8 protein-coding genes are annotated in these 11,190 nt (G+C 40.1%); 1 reads left to right on the forward strand and 7 read right to left on the reverse strand.

Annotation, left to right across the window (positions count from 1 at the left end; all coding sequences use genetic code 11):
- Window positions 1–33: 33 nt before the first annotated feature.
- From AABK36_RS13010 to AABK36_RS13030, 5 genes are read right to left on the reverse strand one after another with little or no spacing between them, the layout of a single operon-like run.
- Window positions 34–666 (reverse strand): c-type cytochrome, encoded by a 633-nt coding sequence (locus tag AABK36_RS13010; protein WP_309938489.1) that lies wholly within the window; start codon window positions 664–666, stop codon window positions 34–36.
- Window positions 667–671: 5 nt separating this feature from the next.
- A complete protein-coding gene (locus AABK36_RS13015) occupies window positions 672–1,211 on the reverse strand; it encodes a DUF3341 domain-containing protein (RefSeq protein ID WP_309938488.1) in 540 nt (179 codons plus the stop codon).
- A gap of 1 nt (window position 1,212) precedes the next feature.
- On the reverse strand, window positions 1,213–2,628 hold the full coding sequence (gene nrfD / locus AABK36_RS13020; RefSeq protein WP_309938487.1) for an NrfD/PsrC family molybdoenzyme membrane anchor subunit: 1,416 nt from the start codon (window positions 2,626–2,628) through the stop codon (window positions 1,213–1,215).
- 22 nt (window positions 2,629–2,650) lie between these two features.
- Window positions 2,651–5,761, reverse strand: a complete 3,111-nt coding sequence (locus AABK36_RS13025) for a TAT-variant-translocated molybdopterin oxidoreductase (RefSeq protein ID WP_309938486.1) — start codon at window positions 5,759–5,761, stop codon at window positions 2,651–2,653.
- Window positions 5,762–5,804: 43 nt separating this feature from the next.
- Window positions 5,805–7,067: a cytochrome c3 family protein gene (locus tag AABK36_RS13030; RefSeq protein ID WP_309938485.1), complete on the reverse strand. Its 1,263-nt coding sequence runs from the start codon at window positions 7,065–7,067 to the stop codon at window positions 5,805–5,807.
- A 535-nt stretch (window positions 7,068–7,602) separates the two neighbouring features.
- On the opposite strand from AABK36_RS13030, the gene AABK36_RS13035 reads away from it, so the two are divergent.
- On the forward strand, window positions 7,603–9,867 hold the full coding sequence (locus tag AABK36_RS13035) for an aconitate hydratase (RefSeq protein ID WP_309938484.1): 2,265 nt from the start codon (window positions 7,603–7,605) through the stop codon (window positions 9,865–9,867).
- A 58-nt stretch (window positions 9,868–9,925) separates the two neighbouring features.
- Here the strand turns inward: AABK36_RS13035 and AABK36_RS13040 are convergent, their stop codons facing one another.
- Together AABK36_RS13040 and AABK36_RS13045 are read right to left on the reverse strand one after the other, a co-directional pair.
- Complete coding sequence (locus AABK36_RS13040; RefSeq protein WP_309938483.1) at window positions 9,926–10,519, reverse strand: outer membrane beta-barrel protein; 594 nt, start codon at window positions 10,517–10,519, stop codon at window positions 9,926–9,928.
- 132 nt (window positions 10,520–10,651) lie between these two features.
- Complete coding sequence (locus AABK36_RS13045) at window positions 10,652–11,101, reverse strand: hypothetical protein (protein WP_309938482.1); 450 nt, start codon at window positions 11,099–11,101, stop codon at window positions 10,652–10,654.
- Window positions 11,102–11,190 lie beyond the last annotated feature (89 nt).

Genomic DNA, 11,190 nt, shown 5'->3' on the forward strand with positions numbered 1-11,190 from the left:
CGGGCTAACCCGATCCAGATCTAACACATCAAATTATTGTTGTTGCAATTTTTCGACGTAGCGAGCAATAGCCCAACGTTCTTTCTGATTCAATTGCGAAGCATGAGAACGCATACGTCCTTTACCGTGAGTAATCACGTGGAATATATGTCCTTGCGAGACATCCTTAACCCTACCTTTGTTATATGCAGGAACACCTTTGAAGACTTTACCTACAGGTCCGTCACCTTGACCGCTTTGACCATGGCATGGTTGACAAAACTTAGTGTAAAGGATTTCTCCATCAGCCAATACTTGCTCAGAAGAAGCCAATGGATTCTTCATGATTTGCGCTGCGTAATCAAGGCTGTCCGCAGGAATTCTGTAAGGCAAGAATCCATCATCATCTCTTCTTACAGTATTTGCAGGAGGTACCCTTTCATTGATAGAATGCTCGTTGTAAGGGTTAGAGTTGTAATACTCACCCAAACCATCCGCTCTATTGCTTAACCACATACCCGCCTCTTTATCAGTAATCTGAGTCAATGGCTCGTAAGGCACTGAGTGGTACATATTTGGAGCGTATTCCAGTCCTTGATAGTTCCCTTCCGACTTGCATGACGCAAATGCTACAGGTACCATAAGCACTAAAGCCGCTTTATATATTTGTCTTATATGCTTTTTCATGACTGTTATGCTTCAAAAGTTTTATCCTTAATTTCACAAGCTCCTGAACCAGTCAAAATGCTTGTCAACTCCTCATATGATTTAGAGCTATTCTTATCCAGCTCTATCGCCATCACATGCATGTCATCCGTTTGTCTAACATCAAAGATCTGAGCCTTTTTGTATGGCTTAAGGTCATTGCTTACAAAGAAAGTACCGACCATGCCAAAAGCTCCCAAAAGAACCGTCAACTCAAATGTAACCGGAATAAAATCAGGAACCGCGGCAAAATCTTTACCACCAATTATCATCGGCCAGTCAAAAACCATCATGTAAAACATCATAGTCAAAGCCAAAGTAGTACCTGTAAGACCAAAAGCAAAAGCAGCTTTTGGCAAGAATGACTTCTTGTAGCCTAGCGCATGCTCCAAACCATGAACAGGGAATGGTGAAAATACTTCATGAATTTTCACTCCAGACTTGCGTACCTGCTTAACCGCATCCAACAACACATCCTCGTCATTGAATATACCCAGTATATATTTTTCTTCTTTTACTTGGCTCATCTTAGTCTTCTTTAATAGTTCCTGAAGTAGATTTCAATACCGACTTCACTTCCGCCATATTCACCACTGGGAAGAACTTCGCAAATAAGAAGAACAAAGTGAAGAACAATCCGAATGTGAACAAATACACTCCAACGTCATACGCAGTTGGCGTGAAATAAGCCCATGAAGAAGGCAAGTAGTCTCTATGAAGTGATGTAACGATAATCACAAATCGCTCAAACCACATACCTATGTTCACTACTATTGACAAGAAGAAAGTAGCAGCGATGCTTCTTCTGATCTTCTTGAACCAGAAAAGCTGAGGAGAGAACACGTTACAAGTCATCATCGACCAGTAAGCCCACCAGTAAGGTCCAGTCATACGGTTGATGAAAGCATATTGCTCAGCTTGAACACCTGAATACCAAGCGATAAAGAACTCAGTAATATAAGCGATACCCACGATTGAACCTGTAATGATAATTACAATGTTCATCAACTCGATATGAGTCATAGTGATGTAATCTTCAAGCTTGTATACTTTTCTAGTAATGATCATTAGCGTCAGTACCATAGCAAATCCTGAGAAAATCGCTCCAGCAACGAAGTATGGAGGGAAAATCGTCGTATGCCATCCAGGTATTACTGATGTTGCAAAGTCAAACGATACAATTGTGTGTACTGAAAGTACTAGAGGTGTCGCCATACCTGCCAAAATCAATGATACAGCTTCATAGTGCATCCATGCTTTCGCAGAACCATTCCAACCTAAACTTAAAGCACCGTAAACAGCTTTAGGGATAGCGCCTTTAGCTCTATCACGAACTGTCGCAAAATCAGGAATAAGGCCGATATACCAGAATACTAATGATACCGAGAAATATGTCGAGATCGCAAACACGTCCCAAAGTAGAGGCGAGTTGAAATTCACCCAAAGTGATCCAAATGCATTTGGCAAAGGCAATGCCCAGTAGAAACCTAACCAAGGACGTCCCATGTGAAGCACAGGGAACATCGCCGCGCAAATTACAGCGAAGATTGTCATCGCCTCAGCAGCTCTGTTAATCGATGTTCTCCATTTCTGTCTGAACAACAACAATACTGCGGAAATCAAGGTACCCGCGTGACCAATACCTACCCACCATACGAAGTTGGTGATATCCCAAGCCCATCCAACAGTCTTGTTCAATCCCCACATACCGATACCGTCCCAAAGAACTCTGTATACTGCGTATGATCCAAGGCCTAATACTGTCAATGATACGGCAAAAGCCAGCATCCACGCAGGAGTAGGCTTACCTTCCACTTGGCGGCATACATCCTCAGTAACATCCTTCATGGATTTTCCACCCGTCACTAACGGCTGTCTTACAGAAGCCGTAATGATCTCGTGAGATCCATGAGTACTTTCTTTTAATGAAGAAGTAACTTCCATATCTAAATATTTTTAAATCTAATTAAGCTTTAGTCTTTTTATCTTTGTTTCTGATCTTAGTCATGTAGTACACATTTGGAGAAACATTGATCTCCTCAAGCGCAGCATAAGCTCTAGGCTCACCTGTTTGTACTTGACCTTTATCATTCTTCGTGATCTTAAGCAACTTAGAGATTTTAGATTCAGAGTTGTTCATATCTCCAAATACCAAAGCTCCAGAAGTACATGAAGCAGCACAAGCAACAGAAACATCGCTATCCTGAACTTCTCTTCCTTCTTTCTTAGCTGCTAGCTTACCAGCTTGAATACGCTGTACACAGAAAGAACATTTCTCCATAACACCTCTTGAACGAACAGTTACATCCGGGTTAAGAACCATCTTACCTAGGTTGTTATTCATTGAAGTGTTTTTGGCGAACTGATCGTTGTTTTCAAAGTACTTGAACCAGTTGAATCTACGAACTTTGTACGGGCAGTTGTTAGCGCAGTAACGAGTACCGATACATCTGTTGTAAGTCATTTGGTTAAGACCTTCAGTACTATGTGTCGTAGCGGCAACAGGACAAACAGTCTCACAAGGAGCGTTGTTACATTGCTGACACATCATAGGCATGTAAGTCACTTCAGGATTTCTTGAAGCAATCTCCAATGCAGCATAATCACCAGCTTCAGCGTCACTGCTGTAGTATCTATCGATACGCAACCAGTGCATTTCTCTTCTGTTGATTACCTCTTGCTTACCTACTACTGGAATATTATTTTCAGCATTACAAGAAACGATACAAGAACCGCAACCATTACAAGCATTCAAGTCAATAGCAAGACCCCAATGGTGATTCTCATATTTATGTCCTTTCCAGATACTTACAGAAGAAGCTTTCATTTCTCCTTCCATACCTGTGACATGGATAGTTTCTCTACCAGCGGCAGGGTTTTTCTTATATTCTCCAAATGTAGCTTCTTGAACCACATTTGTTCTTCCCATTACAGTTTGGTGTGTTTGAGTTCTAGCGATTTTGAATGTTTCATTCGCATTCGCAACACTCACACCTTTTGTTATATACCTGTTTTGAAGACCGTCAAGCGTCGCAATGTAAGGGAATGCGTTAATACCCACACCATCTGCTACCAAACCACCTTGAGTTCTACCGTATCCAACAGCTAAACCAATAGTCCCTTTAGCCTGACCCGGCTGAATAATTACAGGAACCTTGATTGATTTACCATTAATTGTAACATTAGCTGTAGATGTGTTTTCCTCCTTGATCGCAAAACCTAGCTCTTTAGCATCTGCTTGAGAAACAGTAATGTAGTTATCCCATGTTACTTTCGTGATTGCGTCAGGAAGCTCTTGCAACCAAGGGTTGTTAGCTTGAGCGCCATCAGCGATAGCGAATTTAGAATAAATCACCAATTCAAAACCAGAACCTTTAGCGTTTTTGCTAACCGCAGATCCAGCTGAAGCCACATCAGCATTGAATACATACTCAACAGGCTCTACTTCCGTCACAAACACACCTGAGTAAAGCGACGAATCCCAGAATCTATCGAAATCAAGCTCAGCTGTTTGCTTAGCGAATTGATTCGCCTTCCACTCTGATCTTAAGAATTCATAGTAGTTGGCATTTTTATCTCCAGCCCAAACCAAGAACGACTCTTCAGCCTGTCTTGAATCAAAAATTGGAGTTATTGTCGGTTGAACCAATGAATATGAACCTTGAGCAGGCTCAGCGTCATTCCATTGCTCCAAATAATGTCTATTGATTGCTACATACTTAGACAACACAGACGTTTCGTCTTTTCTATCTGTAGTAGACACGCTTAATTTAGCTTTCTTAATTCCACCAGCGATAGAAGCTCCTTGAGCAGTATCATAAACAGGGTTACAATCGAAGAAAATAACACCTTGAACTTTACCGCCATTCAAATCCTTCACAAACTGAGCGAAAGCTTTATCATCACCTTGACGGTAATTTACAGGTCTGTTAAGATCAATCGTCTTACCATAGTTCTCCAAAATATTATTGATTGCATTAACCAACACTTGAACATTTGGATCATTAACACCTGAAACTACTAATGAGCGACCTTTTGCATTCCATAGGTCATTCGCACACTTGGCAAGGTTAGGAATTTTATTTTTAGACGCAGGCACTGCAGGCAAATTAGCAGCTTTAGCCAAGTAATTATACAACTGAGCAACAGCGTCACCTATTTGAGAAGCTTTGATCGGAGATCTGTAATCCGCATTAGATCCAGTCAACGACATATTCGCCTCAAAATGATAATGACGAGACATTTTGCCTCCATTATCGTATATTCTTCTAGTTTTAGCGTACTGATGAGTGAACTCTACCGGAGAAACCCAGTTATTCATAAAATCAGCGTCAAAACTAGCTATAACATCCGCTTTAGAGAAGTCATATGAAGGAATGATAGCGCTTCCGAATGATCTCTCATTCGCAATCGGCAAAGCATTCAATGAAATCGGATCATACACTACATGAGAAGTAGTAGGATACTTTTCAGTGAATTTAGCAATCGCTTTGTTAGCGCTAGGGCTCAATACAGTCTTGCTTACTATTGTGATTTGACCGCCATTTGCTGCGATAGCATCCAGCTCTTTGATCACATCAGCGTCAAGCTTTTCCCAAGTTGTCGACTTTCCGCCTGCCAATGGCTTCTTGTATCTTTGCTCATCATACAATGACAATACAGAAGCTTCAGACTGAGCAGAACCACCACCTTTGGAAATCGGCGACTGCGAGTTACCCTCTATCTTAATTGGTCTACCTTCTCTAGTCTTCACTACTACCGAGCAGTAATCACCGCCATTCATATATGTAGTAGCATAGAAATTAGGCACACCTGGATCTACCTCTACCGGCTTATTCAAATAAGGAATAGCCTTTCTAACAGGAGCTTCACAAGCAGCCAATGTAGCAGCAGAAATACCGAATCCCATCAACTTCAAGAAATCACGTCTCGATGCGCCACCTTCGGCTTCACCGTTCTGCTTATTCTCATTGATAGGCAAATACTCTGGAAATTCATTCTCCGCATTTTTGACAAAGTCAGTGTCATTCGACAGCTCTTCCAGACCTTTCCAATATTTTTTCTGATTATCTTTCATATCTATATATCAGATCAATGAAATTCTTAATTAAACAATTGAATTAGTAGTGACACTTCGAACATTCAAGTCCTCCGATATCGCTCACTGTCATCGACTTGCTTGAACCATGAGCTTCCAACAACTTATCATAGTAAGCATTGCCTTCAGCATTCACCTTAGTTTCTCTGTGACAGTTAATACACCATCCCATAGTCAAGTTAGAATGCTGTCTTACAACTGCCATCTCCTCGATAGGACCGTGACATGTTTGGCATTCAACACCACCAACCTTTACGTGTTGCGAGTGATTGAAATAAGCCAAGTCAGGCAAATTATGAATACGCACCCATTCAATAGGCTTGTTATTCTCCACCGCAGCATAAATCTTCTGAATCTCTTTCGAATCAGTTTTCACTTGGCTGTGGCAGTTCATACAAATGTTAGCAGAAGGGATGTTTGCATTTTTACTCTTCGTCACACCTGTGTGGCAGTAGTTACAATCGATCTCGTACTGTCCAGCGTGAATTTTGTGAGAGAATGCAATAGGTTGTGTTGGCGCATAGCCTTGTTGCACACCTATTAGGAATAAGCCATCGATCACTGTCTTACCAACTACAGCTACGAAAATCAACGTAGCGAAGAAAATAGCAGGCTTGCTAGTGAATAGCGACTTAAGGCTAAACTTCTGATTTACAATCTCGCGATCTTCCTCAGACAATCCTTCCTTGCCATTCAAGTACTTTGTAAGCACGTTGATGATCAAAGCAAGAACCACCAAGATCAAAACTAGAATAGCAACATTGATTAAAAGAATCACTTGAACGTACTCCGATGATGTAGTCGGTTGTTGAGGGACAGGTAGTCCATCTACTACTACATCTTCACCTCCAGGAGTAGGTGTAACAGTTGACTCTTGTTTCACGTAAGCAAGAACAGATAGGATTTCCTCTTCTGAAAAATCAAAAGAAGGCATCTCTGTTTTGCCAAATTCTTCGTACAATTTCACAGCGGTTTTGTCACCAGACTTGATAACTTTCTGCGAATTGCCGATAAATGCCTGCAGCCATGCTACAGACCTGCGCTCTGTCACATCCTTCAGGGCAGGACCAACCACTTGTTCGTGAACAGCGTGACATACTGTACAGTTGTTCTCGAAAAGTGACTTACCCGCACTGATCTTTGCGTCGTCAGTCGGTATGCTCGATTCAGCCTTCGCGGATGCGAAAACACCCGTCACTAGCGTCAGAGCACAAATTAATGTAACCGCTAGCGAGCTTCGAGCAATCATTTTTCTAAAAGACATCATACTTAGTTTTTTAAGCATTGAGTTTATTGAGTAATTATTATTAGGTCAAACAAATCTAACATCCTGTCATTTCATTTCATAATATAAGTTTTTCTATTTTTAAGACATGACAATAATCAGAGAGCGCAAAGAGACACCTAACAGACTAAAAAAGAAGCAGTTAAGAAACAAAAGCAGAACCTTAAAGCTTATTTAGAAAAAATATAAATTATTAATTCTTACTACAAATCATACATATCTAACCTAAATCCATTTTTCAACTATCGTGATCATGTCATTAACAGACAATTATCATGTTTCCGCTATGTCACTGGAAGGAAAAATGCAATTTAATGAACAATTCGAAGTAAAAAATTTCATTTTCTAATGATTTTAATTTGCACTCTATCATAAAAAATATCGCCACAACTATCCTTTCAAATTATTCGTCTAACTAAAAACCCTTAGTACAATAATTGATATGCATATGTTATTGACATTATTTCGCTATATTTAGTGAAATCATATTATTTTTTTAAATTTATTACATACCAAAAATTTATTAAATAAAAACATGACCTTTGACATTGAAATGATCAAAAATGTCTACTCAAACATAAAAGAACGAGTAGACGCGGCCAAAAAACAAACAAACACACCACTCACCTTAGCAGAGAAAATCCTATATTCTCACTTATATGACCCATTAGCAATATCCAATTTTAAGAGAGGCGAAGATTATGTAGATTTCGCACCTGACAGAGTGGCGATGCAAGACGCTACTGCTCAAATGGCTCTATTGCAATTTATGCAAGCAGGAAAGAAAAGAGCTGCCGTGCCGTCAACAGTGCACTGCGACCACCTTATCCAAGCCAAAGTAGGCGCTGAAAAAGATCTAGACGTAGCCAAGCACACTTCCAGCGAAGTATTTGATTTCCTTGGTTCTGTTTCGAACAAATACGGGATTGGTTTTTGGAAGCCCGGCGCCGGAATAATCCATCAAGTAGTGCTAGAAAACTATGCTTTTCCTGGCGGCATGATGATAGGCACAGACTCTCACACTGTTAACGCTGGCGGACTAGGAATGGTAGCGATAGGTGTTGGTGGAGCTGACGCTGTAGATGTAATGGCGGGAATGCCTTGGGAACTTAAATTCCCTAAGCTTATTGGTGTTAAGTTAACAGGAAAGCTAAACGGCTGGGCAGCGCCAAAAGACATTATATTAAAAGTAGCGGGCATTCTTACCGTAAAAGGAGGAACAGGCTGTATCGTAGAATACTTTGGAGAAGGAGCTCAATCGCTATCATGCACAGGCAAAGGAACAATCTGCAACATGGGAGCTGAAATTGGAGCGACTACATCAACTTTCGGTTACGACGAGTCAATGAAACGCTACCTTGACGCTACAGGTAGAGAAGATGTAGCAAATCTTGCTGACGAAGTAAAAGACTACTTGACAGGCGATGCTGAAGTATACGCTAATCCTGAAAAATATTTTGATCAAGTTATCGAAATCAACCTTGATGATCTTGAGCCTCACTTGAATGGCCCATTTACTCCTGATAGAGCAACTCCTATTTCTAAAATGAAGGAAGAAGCAGAAAAGAATGGATGGCCACAAACAGTTGAATGGGGATTGATTGGTTCATGCACAAATTCGTCTTATGAAGACTTATCAAGAGCCGCTTCTATCGCGCAACAAGCTGTAGACAAAGGATTAGTAACTAAAGCTGAATTCGGTATAAATCCTGGTTCTGAGCAAGTTCGATATACTGCAGAAAGAGATGGACTATTAAAAACATTTGAAGATCTTAATGCTAAAATCTTCACCAATGCTTGCGGTCCTTGCATCGGACAATGGGCAAGAGCAGGCGCTGAAAAGGAAGAAAAGAACTCAATAGTTCATTCATTCAATAGAAACTTCGCCAAAAGAGCCGATGGAAATCCAAACACACATGCCTTTGTAGCTTCTCCGGAAATGGTAGCAGCGATTGCTATCACTGGCGACTTGACATTCAACCCGCTTAAGGACACGATCACAAATAAAGATGGCGAGCAAGTAAAACTTGAAGCTCCAGTTGGCGATGAATTGCCAGCTAAAGGTTTTGAAGTTAAAGACAATGGATACCAAGAACCTGCGAAAAACGGCGAGGACATAGAAGTTATCGTAAAGCCTGATTCTGAAAGGTTGCAAATCCTTGAAGCGTTCAATCCTTGGGATGGCCAGAACATAAATGGCGCAAGACTCCTAATCAAAGCCAAAGGCAAGTGTACGACAGATCATATTTCTATGGCAGGACCATGGTTGAAATACAGAGGACACCTTGACAACATCTCCAACAATTTGTTGATCGGCGCAGTAAATGCGTTCAATGATGCGACTAACAGCATAAAGAACCAGATAACAGGGGAATACATTCCAGTTCCTGATGCGGCAAGAGCTTACAAGGCTGAAAGCATTCCTACCATTATCGTTGGCGATCAAAACTATGGAGAAGGTTCATCAAGAGAGCATGCTGCCATGGAGCCAAGGCACTTAGGTGTAAAAGCTGTATTGGTAAAATCGTTCGCTAGGATACACGAAACAAACCTGAAGAAGCAAGGAATGCTTGCATTGACTTTCGACAATCCTGAAGACTATGATTTGATTCAAGAAAATGACACATTCAATTTCACGAATTTAAGCGATTTCGCACCAAACAAATCCTTGAATATTGAAATCATTCATAAAGACGGATCAAAACATAATATCACTGTCAACCACACATACAATGAAAATCAAATCGAGTGGTACAAGGCTGGATCTGCCTTGAATTTGATTAAGCAACAACAAAACTAAACAATAAAAACCGAAAACAGGCTGAAGAAATCTTCAGCCTGTTTTTTTTATACTTGGATTATAATTTCGCTCTGATGCCAATATTGGCGGAAAAGTAATTCAATCTATTTTCGATTACTTTCACATCATAATACTCATACTTTCCAGCCACATTCAAATCAACTCCGTCAACCAATTGAAAATTAAGTCCCAGCTCTCCCATAAAAGCAAAAGTAAACCGCGTCGATTCCGACACTCCATAACTTAACACATCCTTGCTCGCTTTACTAAAAGCTCCTCCCCCTCCAATGCCTAAATAAGGCTTGAACTTTCCAAAAACTTGCTGAATATTTCCTTTCACCAAAATGGGAATCAAAAGCGTATTGAAATCATCAACAACGATACTTGTCTCTCTAACCTCAAGATTGCCTTTTGAAAACTGATGAAAAGCCGCTGTCAATCCAACTGAGACAAAGTCATCAAAAAGATATCCTCCTTCCAGCCAGAATCCTTTGAAATCAGGATCTTTGTAAATATCATGAAATTCTCCCACAGGGAATGACATTGAATATTGAGCAGATATATACCAATTGGACTCGGCTTCAGAATCTTGAGCCATGCATTGAGCATACCCGAGAACAATCGCAAGAATCAATAGTAAGCCTTTTTTCATAATCATAACATTCTATTAAGTACCAACACAATAACAGATGCTATAGATGTAATGTTCATGAGTACAAATAAAAAAAAGCAACCCGGAGGATTGCTTCATGAACCTAATAAACCTTTAACTCTTCTCGCACGCCTAAAATTTTCTTTTCAGAACCTCTTGCATAACAAAAGCTTCCTTTAGTTTGCTTTTCGACTTGAATGCTCGAGCGTAAGAATTTGATGTCTTACTGCGTTCAATAACGGCCTTTCGATCATTAAGTTGCCTCAAGCCAGAAGAATTTTCATATTCTGAATCACTAAGTTCAACATTTTTTTCCAAAACCTCTCGATCTTTTATAAAAAAATTATCCGTATCTGTTTGAAATTCATTGGAAACCTCCGCCACAAGCTGAGGTTCTTCTTTCTTTTCGTCCATAGGCATCCCCAACAAGTCCTCCAACAACTTTTCCATATCCTCAGGCTTTTCATCTTTCAACTCCTCAACCTTTTCTTTTTCCTCTTTAGGCCCTTTATGCTTCAAGATTCTTGAGATCAAAGCTATTGCTCCTACTATCACATAAAAAATCAATTGTAAATCATCCATAAGTCAATACTTATATTCAAAATAAAAATTTATCTAATACTGGTATATGCAAAACATCATTTTCCTAAAAATAAAAGGACTTAACGACA

This window comes from Aureibacter tunicatorum (assembly GCF_036492635.1).
GTDB classification, from domain to species: domain Bacteria; phylum Bacteroidota; class Bacteroidia; order Cytophagales; family Cyclobacteriaceae; genus Aureibacter; species Aureibacter tunicatorum.

Excerpts from the sequence above, each read along its gene's own strand:
- AABK36_RS13010 (WP_309938489.1), bottom strand. The coding sequence starts at position 666 with ATGAAAAAGCATATAAGACAAATATATAAAGCGGCTTTAGTGCTTATG.
- AABK36_RS13015 (WP_309938488.1), bottom strand. The coding sequence starts at position 1,211 with ATGAGCCAAGTAAAAGAAGAAAAATATATACTGGGTATATTCAATGAC.
- nrfD (WP_309938487.1), bottom strand. The coding sequence starts at position 2,628 with ATGGAAGTTACTTCTTCATTAAAAGAAAGTACTCATGGATCTCACGAG.
- AABK36_RS13025 (WP_309938486.1), bottom strand. The coding sequence starts at position 5,761 with ATGAAAGATAATCAGAAAAAATATTGGAAAGGTCTGGAAGAGCTGTCG.
- AABK36_RS13030 (WP_309938485.1), bottom strand. The coding sequence starts at position 7,067 with ATGCTTAAAAAACTAAGTATGATGTCTTTTAGAAAAATGATTGCTCGA.
- AABK36_RS13035 (WP_309938484.1), top strand. The coding sequence starts at position 7,603 with ATGACCTTTGACATTGAAATGATCAAAAATGTCTACTCAAACATAAAA.
- AABK36_RS13040 (WP_309938483.1), bottom strand. The coding sequence starts at position 10,519 with ATGAAAAAAGGCTTACTATTGATTCTTGCGATTGTTCTCGGGTATGCT.
- AABK36_RS13045 (WP_309938482.1), bottom strand. The coding sequence starts at position 11,101 with ATGGATGATTTACAATTGATTTTTTATGTGATAGTAGGAGCAATAGCT.